This is a genomic window from Ensifer adhaerens, assembly GCF_000697965.2.
In the GTDB taxonomy this organism is placed as follows: Bacteria; Pseudomonadota; Alphaproteobacteria; order Rhizobiales; family Rhizobiaceae; genus Ensifer; species Ensifer adhaerens.
Genome location: NZ_CP015880.1, coordinates 2,696,945 through 2,716,889 on the forward strand (window position 1 = coordinate 2,696,945; position 19,945 = coordinate 2,716,889).

A 19,945-nucleotide genomic window follows, 5' to 3' on the forward strand; every position below is an offset into this window, starting at 1 on the left:
TTCTCCAGAATTCCCTGAAAAACCAGCAACAAACGGCTTCGCACCCAAATCCGCGATTGCATGTTGCCGGTCCGGATAGCAGTCTGACACAGACCAGCCAGAATGAGTATTCGCCGATGACGTCCAATACCGCATCCGTGGTTTCGGCCCGGGACCTCTGCCTGACTTTCGAAACCGCCGATGGCCCGGTGCATGCACTGACCGGCGTCAACCTGGATGTCGCCAAGGGTGACTTCGTTTCCTTCATCGGTCCGTCCGGCTGCGGCAAGACGACCTTCTTGCGCGTGATCGCCGATCTGGAAAAAGCGACCTCCGGCACGATCAGCGTCAACGGCATGACGCCTGAGCAAGCGCGCAACAAGCGCGCCTATGGCTACGTCTTCCAGGCCGCAGCGCTCTATCCCTGGCGCACCATCGAAAACAACATCGCTCTACCGCTGGAGATCATGGGCTATTCGAAGGAAGAGAAGAAGGCCCGCATCGAGCGCACGCTCGACCTCGTCAACCTCTCCGGCTTCGGCAAGAAATATCCCTGGCAGCTCTCCGGTGGTATGCAGCAGCGCGCCTCCATCGCCCGCGCACTGGCGTTTGATGCCGACCTGCTTCTGATGGACGAGCCCTTCGGCGCGCTCGACGAGATCGTTCGCGACCACCTCAACGAACAGCTCTTGAAGCTCTGGGCCCGCACCAACAAGACGATCTGCTTCGTCACCCATTCGATCCCTGAAGCTGTCTACCTCTCCACCAAGATCGTGGTGATGAGCCCCCGCCCCGGCCGCGTCACCGATGTGATCGAATCGCCGCTGCCGCGCGAACGGCCGCTCGGCATTCGCGAGACACCGGAGTTCCTCGAAATCGCCCATCGCGTCCGCGAAGGCCTGCGCGCGGGACACAGCTATGACGAATAGCATCGGCATCCGCCGGGCCGAACAGACCGACATGGCCGCCTGCGCCGGCATTCTCAACCGCTGGATCGACGCGACGGCCTGGATGCCGCGGGTGCACGAGCATGCCGATGTCGAACGCTATTATGCCGAGACCGTCTTTGCCGAACGCATCGTGCTCTTGGCAGAGGACGACGGCGAGATCGCCGGCTTCCTTTCCCTCTCTGACGACCACCACGTCGCCGCGCTTTACATCGATGAGCGGCATCGTGGCGCAGGCATTGGCGCCCGGCTGATCGACACCGCCAAGGCGATGTCATCGGATGAATTGAGCCTATGGACCTTCGAACACAATCGTGATGCCCAGCGCTTCTACGAGCACCAGGGCTTCGAGGCTGTGCGGCGGACCGACGGCGACAACGAGGAGCAACTGCCGGATATCCTCTATCGCTGGCGCGGCAGAAAGGTGCGGGCATGAACCTTGCCTTCGGCCTCTGGATGCTCTTGGCAACGACGATCTTCCTCGGTGGCGCGACCGCCTCGCGCGCCTATGTCTCCAACAACCACCTCGGCATGCTCTTGCTTGCACTCGGGCTCTACGTGATCGGCAACATCATCATGGTGAAGCTCATGCGCGAGGGCGGCCTCGGCCTGGCAATCTCGCTGTCGGCGATCGTGCAGCTCGTTATGGTCAATGTCATCGCCTTCACCGTGTTCGGCGAACGATTGAGCCTCACGCAGGCCGCCGGCGTGCTTCTCGGCATCGTCGCAATGGGCCTGATGTTGTTCCCCGCAAGCGGAAAGGCGTGACAATGCAGGAACCAAGTTTCTTCAGGGACAAGTTGGTGCCGGTCGGCACCGTCGTCCTGCTGCTGATCGCCATCTGGTATGTCGCGGTCGTCTTCCTCAACGCCCCCTTCGAGCGTGATACGGCAGCCCGCGCCGGCACCGAGATCAGCTTCTCTGAGATCGTGCGCAACACCATGGCGCAGGAACGTCCGGTACTGCCGGCACCGCACCAGGTGATCGCCGAGATCTGGGACACCACCTTCAACAAGGCAATCACCTCGAAGCGCAGCCTCGTCTACCACGCCTGGATCACGCTTTCGGCAACCCTTCTCGGCTTCGGCATCGGCGCCGCCCTCGGCATCCTCCTGGCAGTCGGCATCGTGCACAACCGCGCCATGGACCGCTCGCTGATGCCCTGGGTCATCGCCAGCCAGACGATCCCGATCCTCGCGATTGCGCCGATGATCATCGTCGTCTTGAACGCCATCGGCATTTCCGGACTTTTGCCGAAGGCACTGATCTCGACCTATCTCTCCTTCTTCCCGGTCGTCGTCGGCATGGTGAAGGGCCTGCGCAGCCCGGAAACGATCCAGCTCGACCTCATGCACACCTACAATGCCTCCCCGTCGCAGACTTTCTGGAAGCTGCGCTGGCCGTCGTCGATGCCCTACCTCTTCACCTCGCTGAAGGTTGCCGTCGCCATCTCGCTGGTCGGCGCCATCGTCGGCGAATTGCCGACCGGTGCGGTCGCAGGTCTTGGTGCCCGGCTGCTGGCCGGCTCCTACTATGGCCAGACGGTGCAGATCTGGGCCGCTCTCTTCATGGCGGCAGCCCTTGCGGCCGTTCTCGTCATGATCGTCGGCTTTGCCCACACCGCCGTCCTGAAGCGCATGGGAGCCAAGCCATGAACCTTCCCGTCCTTGCCGCCGCGATCATCTTCTGGCTCGCCGCCTGGGCCTTCAACGAATGGCTGGTGCGCCAGAACTTCCGGAGCGCGGCCGCAAACAGCGCCGCCCGCTTCGCCGTGCCGGTGATCTTCGGCATCACTATCCTGGTTCTCTGGGAAGGCATCGTCCGCGGCTTCCAGGTCCCCTCCGTGCTTTTGCCGGCACCCTCGATGATCTGGCAAAAGCTGATCAATTCGCTGCCGACGCTTGGGGCCGATTTCCGCCAGACCTTCCTGAAGGCAGTGTTGATCGGCTATGCGCTCGGCTGCGGCCTCGGCTTCGCCGTTGCGATCCTGATCGACCGTTCGCCCTTCCTGCAGAAAGGCCTTCTGCCACTCGGCAATTTCGTTTCGGCCCTTCCCGTCATCGGAGTAGCCCCGATCATGGTCATGTGGTTCGGCTTCGACTGGCAGTCGAAGGTCGCCGTCGTCGTCATCATGACCTTCTTCCCGATGCTGGTGAACACGGTTGCCGGCCTTGCCGCCGCCAGCCACATGGAACGCGACCTGATGCGCACCTACGCCGCCTCCTGGTGGCAGACGCTGGTCAAATTACGCCTGCCGGCCGCCTGGCCGTTCATCTTCACCGCGCTCAAGATCAATTCGACGCTGGCGCTGATCGGCGCCATCGTCGCCGAGTTCTTCGGGACCCCCATCGTCGGCATGGGGTTCCGGATTTCCACGGAAGTGGGACGCATGAATGTCGACATGGTCTGGGCCGAGATCGCCGTTGCGGCGGTCGCCGGTTCCGCCTTCTACGGCGTGGTCGCACTCATCGAGCGCGCCGTCACCTTCTGGCATCCCTCCATTCGCGGAGGGCGCGCCTGAGCCTGCTTGAAGAACTTAAATAAAACGAAGTAAAAACAAGAGGGAACTGACATGAACAAAAGACTTGCATCGCTTCTCGCCGCAGGCGTCTTTTCGCTCGCAGCGTTCCAGGCTGAAGCTGCCGAAAAGGTGACGCTGCAGCTGAAGTGGGTGACCCAGGCGCAGTTTGCCGGCTACTACGTCGCCAAGGACAAAGGCTTCTACGAAGAAGAAGGCCTCGACGTCGACATCAAGCCCGGCGGTCCGGACATCGCCCCGGCCCAGGTGATCGCCGGCGGCGGCGCCGACGTTATCGTCGACTGGATGCCGTCGGCCCTTGCCACCCGCGAAAAGGGCGTGCCGCTCGTCAACATTGCCCAGCCGTTCAAGAAATCCGGCATGATGCTGACCTGCCTGAAGGAAACCGGCGTCACCAGCCCGGACAAGTTCAAGGGTCAGACGCTTGGCGTGTGGTTCTTCGGCAACGAGTATCCGTTCCTCTCCTGGATGGCGCACCTGAAGATCCCGACCGACGGCGGCCCGAACGGCGTGACCGTCCTGAAACAGGGCTTCAACGTCGACCCGCTGATCCAGAAGCAGGCAGCCTGCATCTCCACCATGACCTATAACGAGTACTGGCAGGTCATCGATGCCGGCATCAAGACGGACGACCTGGTGACCTTCAAGTATGAAGACCAGGGCGTGGCGACGCTCGAAGACGGCCTGTACGTACTTGAGGACAAACTCAAGGATCCCGCCTTCAAGGACAAGATGGTCAAGTTCGTCCGTGCCTCGATGAAGGGCTGGAAATATGCCGAGCAGAACCCGGACGAGGCCGCCGATATCGTTCTTGAAAACGATTCCACCGGCGCCCAGACGGAGAAGCACCAGAAGCGCATGATGAGCGAAGTGGCAAAGCTCACCGCCGGCTCCAACGGCTCGCTCGACGAAGCAGACTACAAACGCACCGTGCAGTCGCTGCTTTCGGGTGGTTCCGATCCCGTGATTTCCAAGGAGCCCGAGGGCGCCTGGACACATGAGATCACCGACGCCGCGCTGAAATAGGCCTGTCTCCGCAACGCAAAAGAGGGTCGCACGGCTCAGTATCGTGCGGCCCTCTTCCGTTTTCTTAGCGGTCGTTCGCATCCGCCAAGCTGCTGCCGGGTACCGGGCGTGGGGGTGGTAATCCGGCGAACAACGGCGCTACCTTTGCTTGCCATTGTCAAGATCGTGTCAAGATCGCAACCATAACCGCAGAACGAACGGAATATTGAGGCACCATCTCTTCGTGCACCCTTGTAAGCGCCGAAGGCCGAGATTACATAGGCCACGATGTTTGTTGGAGGCAGGCATGATGGAGGACGTCTTTTTTCCAGTGCCTTGCCTGCGGTAACCGGTCCCAGTTCCGCCCGCGTCTACGGTCTGATACCGTGCACGCGGAGCGCGAAGTGAGGAATACGCCATCTCCTGTTCCCGAGCACTTTGCCGGGACCTTGTGGCGGTGCGGTAAAATAGCCTGATTGCCCGTGGATCCTGCATCAAGCGGAGATCCGCTCGATATTGTTTCCATTGCCGGGACTGTGAAGCCGATGGCTCAAAAAGTATTGCCTGTCCTTAGCGTGTGCGCTGCGATGACCCTTGGTTCGCTTTCCTTCGCCCGGGCGGAGGAAGCAGCGCAACCGAAACCAGCACCGAGCTTGCCCTCCATCGTCGTGACGACGGCGGTCGACCAGTCGATCAGCGACCGGGTGGTCGCGACCGGCACCATCCAGGCCGTCGAGCAGGTCTATGTCGCCCCGATGGTCGACGGCCTCTCCATCCGCACGCTCAATGTCGATGTCGGCGACACGGTCGAGGCCGGCAGCGTTCTCGTGGTTCTCAACGACGACGCGCTTCGCCTGCAAAAAAGCGAACTCGAAGCCTCGCTTGCCAAGGCCGAGGCCGGGCTTGCCCAGTTGAACGCCCAACTCAGCGAAACCAAAGCCAACAACGACGAGGCCAAACGCGTCAGCGACCGTGCGGCCGAACTCTCCAAGAACGGCACCGTCTCGACGGCCGAGGCCGATCGCGTCCGGGCGCTCGCGATCGCGACGCATGCCCGTGTGCTTTCGGCCGAACAGGCCGTTGCCGTGGCCAGTGCCGACATCAAGGTCGCCGAAGCGCAAATCGACGACATCGACCTGCGCCTCGCCCGAACCGAGGTCAAGGCACCGGTCGCAGGTGTCATCTCGGCCAAGAATGCCAAGGTCGGCGCGATCGCCACCGGTAACAGCGACCCGCTCTTCGCCATGATCCGCGACGGTGCCATCGAGATGAAAGCCGACGTCGCCGAAGCCGATATCATCAAGCTCGCCGTCGGCCAGCCGGCCGTCGTGACGCTTGCCGGCGGCAACACCAAGGTCGAAGGCAAGATCCGCCTGATCGCTCCGACGGTCGATCCCGTCAGCCGCCTCGGCACCGTCTTCATCAGCCTGATGGACACCGAGAAGGCACGCGCCGGCATGTATGCGAGCGCGCTGATCACCGCCGAACAGAAGCAGACGGTGGTCCTGCCGCAAACGGCCGTTACCAATGAGAACGGCCGCACCATCGTTCGCAAGGTCGAAAACGGCGTCATCCGCATCCTGCCGGTCAAGACAGGGATTTCCGACGGCAAGTTCATCGAAGTCCTCGAGGGCCTGAAGGCCGGGGAGGAAGTGGTAGCGAGAGCCGGCGCCTATGTCCGCGACGGTGACCGCATCAACCCCGTCAAGTCCGCCGCATCAGCGACCAACTGACAGGAACCGTGACCATGAACTTCTCAGCCTGGTCCATACGCAATCCGATCGCTCCGATCCTCTTCTTCGTCGTCCTGATGGTGCTGGGCTACCAGTCCTTCGTGTCGTTGCCGATCACCCGCTTCCCCAATATCGACGTCCCGATCGTCTCGATCAACGTGACGCAGAGCGGCGCCTCTCCGGCCGAGCTCGAAACCCAGGTCACCAAGGAAGTCGAGGACGCGGTCGCAAGCGTCACCGGCGTCGATCATATCCAGTCGACGATCAACGACGGTACCTCGACCACCGCCGTCATTTTCCGCATGGAAGTGCCTACGGCCCAGGCGGTGCAGGACGTCAAGGACGCGATCGACCGTATCCGCAGCGACCTGCCGACCTCGATCGAAGAACCGATCGTCTCCAAGGTCGACGTCGAGGGCCAGGCGATCCAGACCTTCTCCGTGTCCGCGCCGGGCATGTCGCTCGAAGAACTCTCCTGGTTCGTCGACGACGTCATCAAGCGTGAGATCCAGGGCAAGAAGGGCATCGGCCGCGTCGACCGTTACGGCGGCGCCGACCGCGAAGTCCGGGTCGAACTCAACGAAGACAAGCTGAATTCGCTCGGCATCACCGCCGCCGACGTCAACGGCCAGCTGCGCCGCATGAACATGGACCTCGGCTCCGGCCGTGGTCAGGTCGGCGGCAGCGAGCAGGCGATCCGTACGCTGGGCGATACCCGCAATGTCGAGCAGCTCGCCAACACGATGATCTCGGTGCCGAGCGGCCGCTTCGTGCGCCTGTCCGATCTCGGCACGGTCACCGATACCTATGAGGAACCGCGTTCCTTCTCGCGCTTCAACGGCAACCCCGGCGTGACCTTCGCGGTCTTCCGCGCGAAGGGCGCCTCGGAAGTCAGCGTCGCCGAGACGGTCGCAAAGTCGCTCGAAAAGATCCGCGCGGCGAACCCCGACGTCACCATCGAGATGGTCGACGATTCCGTCTACTTCACCTACGGCAACTACGAGGCGGCGCTGCACACGCTGATGGAAGGCGCGCTGCTCGCCGTCATCGTCGTCATGCTCTTCCTGCGCAACTGGCGGGCAACGCTGATTTCCGCCGTGGCCCTGCCGCTGTCGGCGATCCCGACCTTTTGGGTCATGGACCTGCTCGGCTTCTCGCTGAACCTCGTCAGCTTCCTGGCGATGACGCTCGCAACCGGTATTCTCGTCGACGATGCGATCGTCGAGATCGAGAACATCGAGCGGCACATCCATATGGGCAAATCGCCCTATCGCGCCTCGATCGAAGCGGCGGACGAAATCGGCCTTGCCGTTATCGCGACGACCTTCACCATCATCGCGGTCTTCGTGCCCGTATCCTTCATGCCGGGCATTCCCGGCCAGTACTTCATCCAGTTCGGTCTGACGGTCGCCGTCGCGGTGTTCTTCTCACTGCTCGTCGCGCGTCTGATCACGCCTGTGATGGCCGCCTATCTGATGCGCCCGTCGGACGCCGGCAGTGATCATCATGACCGGGACGGCTTCATGATGCGCAACTATACGCGCCTTGTGGTCGCCACCACGAAGCACTGGTACACCCGCTACCTGACGCTGCTTGCGGCCATCGTCTTCTCGGTTGGTTCTGTCTTCGCGCTCGTCCTCTTCGTGCCCGGCAGCTTCCTGCCGCCGGAAGACGCCTCGCGCGTCAGCCTGTCGATCGAGCTGCCGCCGGACGCCATGCTCGAGGACACCGACCGCACCACCACCGAGATCTACGATCGGATCAAGGATATCGAAGGCGTCGACAACATCTTCGTACTTGGCGGCGCTTCGCCGAAGGGCGACCTGGAACTGCGCCGCGCGACGGTGACGGTGCTTCTCAAGAAGCTCGACCAGTCGCTCGTCAACAAGATCGTCAATGACGTCATCGGTCGCACGCCGGTGATCGGCGCGTACCTGCCGAAGATGCCGCCTGCCGGCCGCATCATCCCGCAGTCGCAGATCGAGAAGGAAATCTTCGCTCGCGTCCGTGACATTCCGGATGTGCGGGTGATCAAGCTCAACGACCGCGGTGAGCGCGACCTCTCCTTCAACCTGCTCTCCAACAACGAGGCCGATCTCGACCAGGCGGTGGCGACGCTGGAAGGCAAGTTGAGGAGCGACTCGTTGCTGGCCAATGTCAGCCCGGATGGCGCCCTTCCCCGTCCGGAACTGCAGATCCGTCCGCGGGACGAGCAGATGTCGCGCCTCGGCATCACCACCGCGCAGATCTCCGAGGTGATCCGTGTCGCCACCATCGGCGATATCGACGCGGCGCTGACCAAGATCGCCCTCGACGGGCGGCTGATCCCGATCCGCGTGCAGATCAACCGCGACTTCCGCACGGATATCGCCGCGATCCGCAATCTGAAGATCACGACCGCCGCCGGCGCCACCGTGCCGCTGTCGAGCGTTGCCGACATCAACTATTCGGAAGGCCCGAGCTCGATCAAGCGCTACGATCGCAACCGCGTCGTATCGCTCGGCGCGGATCTCCCGGTCGGTGTTGCGCTCAACACCGCCTCGGAGCGCTTCAAGCAGATCGCCGGCCAGGCCGATCTGCCGAAGTCCGTGCAGTTCCTCGAAAGCGGCGACGCCGAGGTGCAGGCGGAAATGCAGCAGAGCTTCGGCAACGCCATGCTGCTCGGCCTGATGCTGGTGCTGGTGGTGCTGATCCTCTTGTTCAAGGACGTGATCCAGCCCTTCACCATCCTGTTCTCGCTGCCGCTCGCAATCGGCGGCGTGGCGGCCGCGCTGATCCTGACACAGAACGCGCTATCCATGCCGGTTCTGATCGGAATCCTGATGCTGATGGGTATCGTCACGAAGAACGCGATCCTGCTCGTCGACTTCGGTATCGAGATGATGCATCACGGCATGGACCGGCAGGTCGCCATGATCGAGGCCGGCCGCAAGCGCGCCCGCCCGATCATCATGACCTCGATCGCCATGTCGGCGGGCATGCTGCCCTCCGCGCTCGGCGTCGGCGAAGGCGGCTCGTTCCGCGCCCCGATGGCGATCGCCGTGATCGGCGGCATCATCGTCTCGACGGTGTTGAGCCTCGTGATCGTGCCGTCGTTCTTCCTGATCATGGACGACCTCTCGCGACTGCTCGCCCGCATCTTCGGCCGCTTCGTCGGCAAGAAGGACGAGGAAAACCTGCCGCTCGACCGCGAGGCCCTCACCGATCTGGTGCATGAGCAAGGCAAGACGATCGAAGGCCTGGAAGACCGGCTGAAGACGCTGGAAACGGACCAGACCAAGGGACGGTCCGGCGGCAAGGTCATCAACCACCCGGCGCTCGCTGCCGAGTAGGTCATCGCCGAAGAGGCTCTCCGCCCGGGGCGGCCACAATTCTAAAGCAAGCCCGCGCCCTGCAAGCGCGGGCTTTTTGTGATTTCTATTTGATCGAGGTCAAACCAAGATCTGCAAAGCCCTCTACCCTAGCGCTGGATTTTACTCAGGACGGGTACGATGAAGACGTTGCGATTGAACTCGAACGACAGGGCGGTGCTGCTCGGCTCCTGCTTTTTCGAAAAGCTGCCGGCGGCGGCGTCGAGCGCCATTCTCGATGATGTCGTGGTTTCCACCCACGAGGAGCACGACATCCTCTTTGGCCAGGGCGAGGCACTGGACCAAGTCTTCTTGGTCCTCTCCGGTCTGGTGCGGCTCTACCGGCTGGGCAAGGACGGGCGCGAGGCGGATATCGCCGTCTTCCCGAAAGGCGAACTTTTCGGCGAAAGCGCCATGTTCCTTGGCAACCGCGCCACCGCCAACGCCCAGGCGATCGAGACGACTATGCTTGCGCGCATCGACAGCCGCAGGCTTCGCAAGCTGGCCGAACAGACGCCCGAGATCGCCGACGCACTGATGCAGCTTTTGTGCCGGCACGCGCAAATGGCGGAGGATTGCCTGGCCGAAGACCGGCTGCTCACGGCACCGCAGCGGGTCGCGAGCTATATCCTCGGCAATTGCCCCGATGGCATCACCAACTTTTCCTTCCGCCTGCCCTTCCAGAAGAATGTGCTGGCCGGCAAGTTGGGCCTGGCGCCCGAGGCACTGTCTCGCGCCTTCTCGGCCCTTCGCCGCTCCGGCGTCACCGTCAAGGGCCGCGTCATCGAGATCCATGACCGGCAGGCGCTGGAGCGCTTCTGACGCGTTGACGAAGGTTCAGGCGCCAGAAGCAACAAAAGCGGACGGCGTCAGAGGCCGCCGTGCAGCGTCAGGAAATCGACGATCCGGTTGATGCCGTCGCCGCGCTTCATGTCGGTAAAGACGAAGGGCTTTTCCGCCCGCATGCGCGTCGCATCCCGCTGCATCACGTCGAGATCGGCCCCGACATAGGGCGCCAGATCCTTCTTGTTGATGACCAGAAGGTCCGATTTGGTGATGCCCGGCCCGCCCTTGCGCGGGATTTCCTCGCCCTGGCAGACCGAGATGACATAGATCGTCAGGTCAGCGAGATCAGGCGAAAAGGTCGCCGCAAGATTGTCACCGCCGGATTCGATGAAGACGACATCGAGATCGGGGATGCGGCGGTTGAGATCAGCGATCGCCTGCAGATTGATCGTGGCGTCCTCGCGGATCGCCGTATGCGGGCATCCACCGGTCTCCACCCCGACGATGCGATCGGAGGGCAGCGCTTGCATGCGCACCAACGCCTCGGCATCTTCCTTGGTGTAGATATCGTTGGTGACGACAGCGACGGAGTACTTCTCTCGCATCGCCTTGCAGAGCTTGTCGGTCAGCGCCGTCTTGCCCGAGCCCACCGGCCCGCCGATGCCGACGCGAAGGGGACCGTTCTTCGATGCCATCTGGATGTCCTTTCAAGGTGGAAGCAATTCCAGGGAAGCGTGAGACGGTTTCCGTCCGAAATTGCGCAGTTCTATGAGTTACGAACGGAAGAGCCGCGAATGCAGGCTCTCGTGTCTGAGCGACGAAATATCCGCTGTCATCGTGGCCGAGCCGAGGTCGTCGAGCGAGACGCCGGCGGCCTTGACGGCTGTCGCCGCGATGACCGGTTCGAGTGCTGCAATGATGCCGACGCCATCGCGCTGGCCGGTCACGCCGCAACGGATCGCCACCGAGACGGCGTTCGAGACCGAGGCGTTGAGATAGGCGGCAAGCGCCGGCTCGAGGCCCGTTTCATGAGCGCCGGCGACGGCACCGACTGCGACCGGATAGGCGACACTCTTAGGCAGCGCATCCAGAACCGGATGCGGCCACGAGCGCGCCGCTGCCAGAAACGCCTGGCCCTGCAGCATCGTTTCCATATGGCGCTCGCGGCCTCCCGCCAGGGCTTCGGCAAGCTCTGCCGCCGCAGCCAGCCGGGCATGGTCGTTCACGGCGCGATAGCTCTCGGCCAGAAGCAGCGCATCGTTCCAGCCGTAGCCCAGAGAGATGACCGCCTCCAGCCAGTTGCGAAGCTCGCCGGCGTCGCTCACCAGACGGTCGTGAACCGCCTGCTCAAGCCCGCTGGAATAGGAAAAGGCGCCGACGGGAAAGGCCGGCGACATCCATGTCACGAGGCGAAGCAGCGCTTGCGTATCGACCCGCTCAGCCATGGTGGTGATGATTATGGCCATGGTTGTGGCCGCCGGCATGGTAAGCGCCGCGCAGCGGATGGAAAGGCAGCGAAACCTCGTTCACCGCCGCGCCCAGGCCTTCGAGCATCTGGCGGATCACCGGATCGCGGACAATCAGGATGCGGCTCTCTTCGAACTGTGCCGGCAGGTGGCGATTGCCGAGATGCCAGGCAAGCTCGATCAGATGCATCGCGTCGCGCGGGCGGATCTCGTAGAGCGCCTCGGGCGCGGCAGCGATGCGGATATGGCCGCCGCCTTCGAGCACCAGGAGGTCGCCATCGGCAAGCATAACCGCTTCCTTGAGATCCAGCATCACCACATCGTCGTTTTCGAGATGCAGCAACTTGCGGCGCAGATGCCGCGCGTCGTGCGTCAATGTCACGCTATGAAGCGGCGCAATATCGGCCGGCCCCGGCGAGAGAACCTCTGTCGAACGATAGGGCATCGTCAGAGAACCTCGACCTTTTCCGGCGTCACGAGCTCGAGGCGCGCCTCGACGAGCAGGTCGGCCATCGCCGCCTGAAAGGCCTTCAGATGTGGTTCCTCGAAATGCGCGTCGACGGCTGCCTTGTCCTTCCAGGTTTCGACAAAAACCAGCGCGTCGGGCTCGGCCGGCTTGCGGTAGAGATCATAGGTGATGCAGCCGGCCTCGCGCCGGGTGGCCTCGATCAGCGGTGCTGCGAGCGACACTACCTCATCCCCCTTGCCGGGGTGTGCGGTCAGGTAGGCGATAATGTAAACCATTGAACCCTCGATATCTTTTCTGCCGGCTACTTTAGCAAGAAAAAGCCCTGGCGCCAGCGGCGGGTGCGGCTTTTCAGGCGCTTGCGGCGGCTGTACCGCGCAAGAAAAAGCCCGAAGACCGGATCCGATCTTCGGGCTCTTTCCAATCAGGAACGATAGGTCGCTGCCATCAGGCGGCAAGCTTCTGGGACTTCAGCGTCTCCAGAATGTTCTGCGGCGAGGAAACGCCATAGGGGTCGCTGTCGCAGTTGTCGGAATAGCCCTCTTCCTCGAACCACTGCTCGACAACGCCGTTGTTGACGACGGCAGCGTAGCGCCAGGAGCGCATGCCGAAGCCGAGATTGTCCTTGGCGACGAGCATGCCCATCTTGCGGGTGAACTCACCCGAACCGTCCGGGATCAGCTTGACGTTTTCGAGGCTCTGGGACTTGCCCCAGGCGTTCATGACGAAAGCGTCGTTGACCGAGATGCAGTAGATTTCGTCAACGCCCTCGGCGCGGAAATCGGCCGTCAGCTTTTCGAAATCGGGCAGCTGGAAGGTCGAGCAGGTAGGCGTAAACGCGCCCGGCAGCGAGAACAGCACGACGCGCTTGCCTGCGAAGTAATCGTCGGAGGACACGTCCTCCCAGCGGAACGGGTTCGAGCCGCCAACGGCCTCGTCGCGAACGCGGGTGCGGAACGTTACAGCGGGTACTTTTCTGCCAAGCATCGTCATCTCCTTTGGACCACGATGATTTGGATCGGTTCGACCAAAATCATGAACGTGATCGTCTCTTGTAAGTTAGAGCGGGATACATGCGGAGAACCGCAAACCGCTCTGGCGCAGCTCTCGGTCGGCAGGTCTTGGGAGGATTGCTGGCAACCGAGGAAGGTCAGCCGTCTTCCTATCGGATATTGCGCTGCGACGCAGCACGAAAGGCCCCAATTCACATGCGAACATGGCAGCCATGCGGTGGCCGCATGGCTGCCGCCTGCCAATCACTGCCTGCCAATCATTGCTCAATTGTGGAGCCGCAGCGACAGCCCGAGGCTTGGCGGGACCGGGTTCCACAGGCCCGTTCGCAAGCCCGCCTCACGCAACGCGCGCGCCGTCCATGTGTTGCAGCCGAAAAGCGCGTTGAAGCTGCCTCCGGCCTCGAAGAAGCGGTCGTTGCCATTGTAGGAAAAACCCTCGATCGAAACGACAGCTCCGGCCTCGCGGGTGAAGCTTTCGGCAATAAAGCCGAGCAGCCGATCGTATCCCGCTTCGTCCAGCTCGAAGCCGGTGACGGCAGCCTGCGGCTCGACGATCCGACCGGCGATATCCACATGCATCACCGAGCGGTCGACGGTCAGCGCCTTGAACACGGGCCCGGGCTTCAGCTCAGACCAGGTCGGCGTTTCCAGATAGAAGGACCGCCCGCCCCAGCCAAAGATCAGCCATTCAGCCTGCGGATGCGCAAGCGGCACGCCGGCCGCCTCGACAAAGCCGAACCGCGCTCGAATCTCGTCCGTCAGGGGTATGGCGATGTCCGTGTGGATCGGGCCGGAAAGCAGAAGGATGCGCGTGCCCCCTGCTCCCGCAGCGGAGGCGGAAACCGGCAGGAGCGGCAGCGGCAGCAAGGTTCCGGCAACGATGGCAAGTATCGCCGCCAGTAGGCCGAAGAAAGCCCATTTCAGGCCACGCTTCATTCCCTGTCCCTGCTTGTTCAGAATAGGAAATAGCGCTGTGCCATCGGCACGACCGTCGCCGGCTCGCAGGTCAGAAGCTCACCGTCGGCGCGCACCTCATAGGTCTCCGGATCGACCTCGATATGCGGCAGCAGGTTGTTGTGGATCATCGATGCCTTGCCGATGCCGCCACGGGTGTTGCGGACCGCCACAAGCTGCTTGGCAACGCCGAGCTTGGCGGCAAGGCCGGCGTCGAGCGAGGCCTGCGACACGAAGGTTACAGACGAACTCGTGCGGTTCTTGCCGTAGGCGGCAAACATCGGCCGGTAGTGCACCGGCTGCGGCGTCGGGATGGAGGCATTCGGATCGCCCATGGGTGCCATCGCGATCGAGCCGCCGAGAAGCACGAAGTCGGGCTTCACGCCGAAGAAGGCTGGGTTCCAGAGGACGAGATCGGCGCGCTTGCCGACCTCGATGGAGCCGATCTCATGGCTGAGGCCGTGGGCGATCGCCGGATTGATCGTGTATTTGGCGATATAGCGCTTCACCCGGAAATTGTCGTTGTCGCCGGTTTCCTGCGGCAGCGGCCCGCGCTGACGCTTCATCTTGTCGGCAGTCTGCCAGGTGCGGATCGCCACTTCGCCGACGCGGCCCATGGCCTGGCTGTCAGACGAGATGATCGAGAAGGCGCCGATATCATGCAGGATGTCCTCGGCCGCGATCGTTTCCTTGCGGATGCGGCTCTCGGCAAAGGCGATGTCCTCGGGGATCGAGGGCGACAGGTGATGGCAGACCATCAGCATGTCCAGATGCTCGGCAAGCGTATTCTTGGTGTAGGGCCGCGTCGGATTGGTCGAGGACGGAATGACGTTCGGCTGGCCGCAGATCTTGATGATGTCGGGGGCGTGGCCGCCGCCGGCCCCTTCCGTGTGGAAGGCATGGATGGTGCGGCCCTTGATCGCCGCGATCGTATCCTCGACGAAGCCGCTCTCGTTCAAGGTGTCCGTATGGATCATCACCTGCACGTCGTATTCGTCGGCGACACCGAGGCAGCAATCGATCGCCGCCGGCGTCGAGCCCCAGTCCTCATGCAATTTCAGCGAGGTGGCGCCAGCGAGCACCATTTCCACCAGCGCGCCCGGCCGCGACGCATTGCCCTTGCCGGCAAAGGCGATGTTCATCGGGAAGCCGTCGGCCGCCTCGATCATGCGGGCGAGATGCCAGGGACCGGAGGTGCAGGTGGTGGCGAGCGTGCCATGGCCCGGCCCGGCGCCGCCTCCAAGCATGGTCGTAAGCCCGCTCACCAGCGCTTCCTCGATCTGTTGCGGGCAGATGTAATGAATGTGGCTGTCCATGCCGCCCGCGGTGATGATCTTGCCTTCGCCCGCGATGACCTCCGTGCCGGGACCGACGATGACGGTGACGCCCGGTTGCGTGTCCGGGTTGCCGGCCTTGCCGATGCCGGCGATGCGTCCGTCCTTGAGGCCGATATCCGCTTTGACGATGCCCCAGTGATCGACGATCAGCGCATTGGTGATGACGGTGTCGACGGCGCCCTCGGCGCGTGTCGCCTGGCTCTGCCCCATGCCGTCGCGAATGACCTTGCCGCCACCGAACTTCACCTCCTCGCCATAGGTCGTGAAGTCCTTCTCCACCTCGACGAAAAGTTCGGTGTCAGCGAGCCGCACCTTGTCGCCGACCGTCGGGCCGAACATGTTGGCATAGGCCGCGCGCGACATCTTGTAGGGCATGGTTCAGGCTCCTTGGGACGAAGTAGAAATGGGATGGAGGCGGCGAAGACGGCCGCTGGCTGCAAGCGCATCGACATGGCGGCGCTCGGCGGCGAAGGGATGCCATTCCCAACCGACATGGCCGAAGCCGGCAAGAACGACCTCGTCGTCGGGTGTCGCTAGATGCGCGAGCACATCGGCAATCACGATCATCCCGCTCGATGGAACGACATAAGGGGCCGGCGAAAAGCCGGCGAGATCCTGCTCCACCTGGTCGTGCACATCGACCGGGACGACGCGAAAGCCGCGGTTGGTCGAACGGGCGAAGCTCTCGAAACCGACAGTGTAATCGTCGCAGAAATCGTCGAGGTCCGGATGCGTTTCCGCAAGCCCGGCGCGCATGGCGGCAAACTTCGCGCCGGAGCGAACGCACCATATCTCCCGCGCCTGGCGCACGGCGGCATTCGTCTTCCAGCGACCACCGCCGAGCATGGAAATCCCCGGGCGTCCGGTATTGCAGACCGCGACGATATCGGTCCTGTGGCCGCTGGCGCCGACAGAGCGGCAATCGTTGAAGCGCACGACGAGATCGGCGGCATCGATCGTTGCGCCGGCGCCGTCAGGCACCTCGCCATTGCCCACGATCATGATGACGCGGCGAGCCTGCAATGGTCAGTTCCCTTGAGCTTCGAGAAATTCGTTGAGTTCGGCGGTACGCTTCTGCGTGAGCTGGGCAAGGCAGCCTGAAACCAGCATCGGCTCGGCCTGGCCGCCACGGGCCTGGAAACCGGCCAGCTCGCATTGTCCGTCCCGATAGCCGATCCAGGCGCGCTGCGTCGTCTTCAGCGCCTCGACCGCGCCGATATCGGCGCCTTCCAGCTCCTTGTCGACCTTCTGCGCCGCCGTCATCGCCTGCCTGTAGACCGCATTCAGTTCCGCGTCCGCCGCTTCGTATTCCCGGTAGGCGCAGTCATTCAGATCCGGCTGAGCCATCGCATTCGCGCAATCCACGTCCGGCTCATCCTCGGCGAGCGCCGGGGTGGCAAGCACCAGAAGCAAACCGAGAACCGGCAGCACTCTCATAGCTTGCCCATCACCTGCTGGCGGAAGCCATAGACCTCGCGCTTGCCGGAAAGCGGTATCAGCGTCACCTGGCGCGTCTGGCCCGGCTCGAACCGCACGGCCGTGCCGGCGGGAATGTCGAGCCGGCAGCCGTAGGCTGCTTTCCTGTCAAACTGCAGCCCCGCATTGGTTTCGGCGAAGTGATAGTGGCTGCCGACCTGGATCGGGCGGTCGCCGGTGTTGGCAACCTCAATCGTCGCCGTGTCGAGACCGGCATTGAGCTCGATCTCTCCGGCCGCAGCAATGATTTCTCCTGGGATCATGGTCTTCTCCTCAAGCCGCCCTCGGCCGGCCGCATGCTTTTATCCCGCGTTCAGGCCTCAGGCACCCTGCGCCAACAAGCCACGTACTCACCTCACGCTTAGCGGATCGGCTCGTGCACGGTGACGAGCTTGGTCCCGTCAGGAAACGTCGCCTCGATCTGGATGTCGTGGATCATCTCGGGGATTCCCTCCATCACCTGATCGCGCGTCAGCACCTGGGCGCCCGCCTCCATCAGTTCGGCAACCGAGCGCCCGTCGCGCGCGCCCTCGACGACGAAATCGGTGATCAGCGCGATCGCTTCGGGATGGTTGAGTTTCACGCCGCGCTCCAGGCGCCTGCGGGCGACCATGGCCGCCATCGAAATCAGCAGTTTGTCTTTCTCGCGCGGGGTAAGATTCATGCGTCGCCACCGGTTGTTCGTGAAGCAATTTCCTGGAAATCTGCGAAGCGGTCTTCCGCCAGGAATTACAAAGTTTCAATGCGTTAGATCATTTCACTGTTTCAAATAAAAATGTGAAACGAGCTAGAGAACCCAGACTTTCGGCACAGTCTTCTGCATGCGCAAGTGCGAAATAACCGGGATGAGGATTTTTCTGAGCGCGAAGCCATCCGGCGCCACGAAACGGGCAACCAGCTTGTCGCGGCCATGGACCTGAAAATGGCTGATGCCGACGCACGCTGCGCCATCGACGAGCGACCGAAGACGCGGCAGCAAGGGTTCGCAGTCGGGACCGACATGGAGCAGCGTGGCGAAGGCGGCCCCACCATCGAGCACCGCCTTGCGCTGACTGAGGCGCGCGACCTCTCCTGATAGCGCCAGATTGTCCGCATGCAGCAGCTTGCCCTCGACGCGGATACGCCAGCGATCGCGGAAGAGCCCGGTTTCAACCGCCTCGCCCATCGCCTTGCGACCGAGCAGAACCGCTTCCACCGCGAGAAACGTCGCGTCGGCAGCAAGCTCCACCTCCAGCGAGCGCGACAGCGAGGCACGGTCGAAGAGGATCGTCTCCTGTGGCAACCAGTCGACACGCGCGCCGGCGGCAACCTCGATGCGCGTTTTCACTTCGACGGTATCGGCGCTCGCCTTATAGATCTTCTCGCAGGCCTGCGTCGTCACCGTCACGTCCGTTCCAGCCCCTGCCGCAACCTCCCAGACCATGCGGTCGCCGCCGGTGAGGCCGCCGGAGGAATTGATGAGCACTGCCTCCATCGAGGTGTCGAAGGTCTTTGGCAGGCGGATCTTGGCGCAGCCTTCCTGGTAGAGTTCGGCAATGCGGCTGTGGCCGAGCGCCGCCTTGGCGACCACCCGTCCCTTGCCCCAGGCCCGCTGCGGGGCGATGCGTGCTGCCTTGTCCATGTCAGACCGCTAAGCGGCGTCCTTCATTTTCGACGCGGCGCCCCATAGGCGCGATCGCCTTATCTTGGCGCTATCGTCCGCATCGCGGCACGACAAGTCAAGTTATTGTTTTGCAAAGAAAATCGTCAGCATGCCGCATTTCCGTGCAGGCCTTGCGCAGAAAACGGGCAGCCGCCTACGCCACGCGATCCGGCGGTTCGCGACCGTCGAAAAACGCCGTGATATTGTCGGCCACCTTCATGCCCATGGCGACGCGCGTCTCCTCCGTGGCACTGCCGAGATGTGGAAGCAGCACGACATTTTCCAGCCCGCGCAGACGTTCCGGCACGTTCGGCTCCGCCTCGAAGACATCGAGCCCGGCGCCGCGGATGACGCCGTTTTCGAGCGCCGCAATCAGCGCCGGCTCGTCGATCACATCACCCCGCGCCGTGTTGACGAGGTAGGCGCCCTTTTTCATCAGCGCCAGCCGTTCGGCGTTGATCAGGTGACGGTTTTCGCCGCCGCCGGGGCAATGGAGCGACACGAAGTCTGCAACCTTCAATACGTCCTCGACCGTGTCGAGTTGACGCGCACCGTAGCGGCTTGCCTCGGCCGGGTCGATGCGCGAGCGATTGTAGAAGACGACATCCATGTCGAAGCCGAAATGACAGCGCTTGGCCATGGCCTTGCCGATGCGGCCGAAGCCGATGATGCCGAGCGTCTTGCCGGTGATCTTGCCGCCGATCATGTGGGTCGGCCGCCATCCACTCCATTCGCCGGCCCGTACCTGCCGCTCGCCCTCGCCTGCCCGCCGCGCGACCGCAAGCAGCAACGTCATGGCGATGTCGGCGGTGCAATCTGTGAGAACGCCGGGCGTGTTGGTGACGACGATGTCGGCAGCCTTGGCGGCCGCGACGTCGATGTGATTGTAGCCGACGCCATAGTTGCCGAGGATCTTCGCGCGGAGGCCGCCACCGGCGAAGAGGTCGGCCGGAAGTCGATCAGAAACTGTCGGAAGAACGGCGTCATAGGTCCGGAGTGCTTCAGCCAGTTCTGCAGCCGTCAGAGGCACGTCCCCTTCGTTCAAGGTGACGTCGAAGCGTTCGGCAAGCACCTGCTCCACCGCCGCCGGCCAACGACGGGTGAGGAGAATGCGGGGTTTCGAGCTCATGCCTGCCTCCGGATCAGAATCGCTGCGAGATAGTGCACGAAACGGCGCGACGCGACAGCTATCTCGACAAGCGAAACACCTATCACGAAAAGCAAAAAAGAGGCGCCGTTGCGGGCGCCTCTT

General features: G+C 62.9%; 22 protein-coding genes. 9 read left to right on the forward strand and 13 right to left on the reverse strand.

Annotated features, from left to right (window positions below):
- Nucleotides 1–116: 116 nt before the first annotated feature.
- The 9 genes from FA04_RS13075 to FA04_RS13115 all read left to right on the forward strand — a co-directional run bounded on the left by FA04_RS13075 (nucleotide 117) and on the right by FA04_RS13115 (nucleotide 10,375).
- Nucleotides 117–908 (forward strand): ABC transporter ATP-binding protein, encoded by a 792-nt coding sequence (locus FA04_RS13075; RefSeq protein ID WP_034794266.1) that lies wholly within the window; start codon nucleotides 117–119, stop codon nucleotides 906–908.
- Nucleotides 898–1,362, forward strand: a complete 465-nt coding sequence (locus tag FA04_RS13080) for a GNAT family N-acetyltransferase (RefSeq protein WP_034794136.1) — start codon at nucleotides 898–900, stop codon at nucleotides 1,360–1,362. The genes FA04_RS13075 and FA04_RS13080 overlap by 11 nt, the downstream gene beginning before the upstream one ends.
- Nucleotides 1,359–1,694: a membrane protein gene (locus tag FA04_RS13085; RefSeq protein WP_034794138.1), complete on the forward strand. Its 336-nt coding sequence runs from the start codon at nucleotides 1,359–1,361 to the stop codon at nucleotides 1,692–1,694. Before FA04_RS13080 ends, FA04_RS13085 begins: the two co-directional genes overlap by 4 nt.
- Nucleotides 1,695–1,696: 2 nt before the next feature.
- On the forward strand, nucleotides 1,697–2,581 hold the full coding sequence (locus tag FA04_RS13090) for an ABC transporter permease (protein ID WP_034794141.1): 885 nt from the start codon (nucleotides 1,697–1,699) through the stop codon (nucleotides 2,579–2,581).
- Complete coding sequence (locus tag FA04_RS13095; protein ID WP_034794144.1) at nucleotides 2,578–3,447, forward strand: ABC transporter permease; 870 nt, start codon at nucleotides 2,578–2,580, stop codon at nucleotides 3,445–3,447. The genes FA04_RS13090 and FA04_RS13095 overlap by 4 nt, the downstream gene beginning before the upstream one ends.
- Before the next feature lie 51 nt (nucleotides 3,448–3,498).
- Nucleotides 3,499–4,491 (forward strand): ABC transporter substrate-binding protein, encoded by a 993-nt coding sequence (locus FA04_RS13100; protein ID WP_034794145.1) that lies wholly within the window; start codon nucleotides 3,499–3,501, stop codon nucleotides 4,489–4,491.
- Between the two features lie 524 nt (nucleotides 4,492–5,015).
- On the forward strand, nucleotides 5,016–6,203 hold the full coding sequence (locus FA04_RS13105; RefSeq protein WP_034794147.1) for an efflux RND transporter periplasmic adaptor subunit: 1,188 nt from the start codon (nucleotides 5,016–5,018) through the stop codon (nucleotides 6,201–6,203).
- Between the two features lie 14 nt (nucleotides 6,204–6,217).
- On the forward strand, nucleotides 6,218–9,535 hold the full coding sequence (locus tag FA04_RS13110; RefSeq protein ID WP_034794149.1) for an efflux RND transporter permease subunit: 3,318 nt from the start codon (nucleotides 6,218–6,220) through the stop codon (nucleotides 9,533–9,535).
- A gap of 159 nt (nucleotides 9,536–9,694) precedes the next feature.
- Nucleotides 9,695–10,375, forward strand: coding sequence for a Crp/Fnr family transcriptional regulator (locus tag FA04_RS13115; protein WP_034794150.1), 681 nt, complete (start codon nucleotides 9,695–9,697; stop codon nucleotides 10,373–10,375).
- Nucleotides 10,376–10,422: 47 nt separating this feature from the next.
- Here the strand turns inward: FA04_RS13115 and ureG are convergent, their stop codons facing one another.
- The 13 genes from ureG to FA04_RS13180 all read right to left on the reverse strand — a co-directional run bounded on the left by ureG (nucleotide 10,423) and on the right by FA04_RS13180 (nucleotide 19,822).
- Nucleotides 10,423–11,034, reverse strand: coding sequence for an urease accessory protein UreG (gene ureG, locus FA04_RS13120; RefSeq protein ID WP_034794155.1), 612 nt, complete (start codon nucleotides 11,032–11,034; stop codon nucleotides 10,423–10,425).
- 78 nt (nucleotides 11,035–11,112) lie between these two features.
- Nucleotides 11,113–11,784 (reverse strand): urease accessory protein UreF, encoded by a 672-nt coding sequence (locus FA04_RS13125; protein ID WP_034794157.1) that lies wholly within the window; start codon nucleotides 11,782–11,784, stop codon nucleotides 11,113–11,115.
- On the reverse strand, nucleotides 11,777–12,250 hold the full coding sequence (ureE, locus tag FA04_RS13130) for an urease accessory protein UreE (protein WP_034794158.1): 474 nt from the start codon (nucleotides 12,248–12,250) through the stop codon (nucleotides 11,777–11,779). Before ureE ends, FA04_RS13125 begins: the two co-directional genes overlap by 8 nt.
- Nucleotides 12,251–12,252: 2 nt before the next feature.
- Complete coding sequence (locus FA04_RS13135; RefSeq protein WP_034794161.1) at nucleotides 12,253–12,549, reverse strand: putative quinol monooxygenase; 297 nt, start codon at nucleotides 12,547–12,549, stop codon at nucleotides 12,253–12,255.
- Nucleotides 12,550–12,718: 169 nt separating this feature from the next.
- Complete coding sequence (locus FA04_RS13140) at nucleotides 12,719–13,258, reverse strand: peroxiredoxin (RefSeq protein WP_034794163.1); 540 nt, start codon at nucleotides 13,256–13,258, stop codon at nucleotides 12,719–12,721.
- 290 nt (nucleotides 13,259–13,548) lie between these two features.
- A complete protein-coding gene (locus FA04_RS13145) occupies nucleotides 13,549–14,220 on the reverse strand; it encodes a TIGR02117 family protein (RefSeq protein ID WP_034794165.1) in 672 nt (223 codons plus the stop codon).
- Nucleotides 14,221–14,237: 17 nt separating this feature from the next.
- Complete coding sequence (ureC, locus tag FA04_RS13150; RefSeq protein WP_034794169.1) at nucleotides 14,238–15,950, reverse strand: urease subunit alpha; 1,713 nt, start codon at nucleotides 15,948–15,950, stop codon at nucleotides 14,238–14,240.
- Between the two features lie 3 nt (nucleotides 15,951–15,953).
- The gene (locus FA04_RS13155; RefSeq protein WP_082572800.1) at nucleotides 15,954–16,598 is read right to left on the reverse strand and encodes a Urease operon accessory protein; all 645 of its coding nucleotides are present in this window, start codon (nucleotides 16,596–16,598) and stop codon (nucleotides 15,954–15,956) included.
- 3 nt (nucleotides 16,599–16,601) lie between these two features.
- Nucleotides 16,602–17,012, reverse strand: coding sequence for a lysozyme inhibitor LprI family protein (locus tag FA04_RS13160; RefSeq protein WP_034794179.1), 411 nt, complete (start codon nucleotides 17,010–17,012; stop codon nucleotides 16,602–16,604).
- Nucleotides 17,009–17,314: an urease subunit beta gene (locus FA04_RS13165; RefSeq protein WP_034794182.1), complete on the reverse strand. Its 306-nt coding sequence runs from the start codon at nucleotides 17,312–17,314 to the stop codon at nucleotides 17,009–17,011. Before FA04_RS13165 ends, FA04_RS13160 begins: the two co-directional genes overlap by 4 nt.
- Nucleotides 17,315–17,412: 98 nt before the next feature.
- Nucleotides 17,413–17,715: an urease subunit gamma gene (locus FA04_RS13170; protein WP_034794185.1), complete on the reverse strand. Its 303-nt coding sequence runs from the start codon at nucleotides 17,713–17,715 to the stop codon at nucleotides 17,413–17,415.
- A 123-nt stretch (nucleotides 17,716–17,838) separates the two neighbouring features.
- Complete coding sequence (locus FA04_RS13175; protein WP_034794188.1) at nucleotides 17,839–18,672, reverse strand: urease accessory protein UreD; 834 nt, start codon at nucleotides 18,670–18,672, stop codon at nucleotides 17,839–17,841.
- Nucleotides 18,673–18,847: 175 nt separating this feature from the next.
- A complete protein-coding gene (locus FA04_RS13180; RefSeq protein WP_034794191.1) occupies nucleotides 18,848–19,822 on the reverse strand; it encodes a 2-hydroxyacid dehydrogenase in 975 nt (324 codons plus the stop codon).
- Nucleotides 19,823–19,945 lie beyond the last annotated feature (123 nt).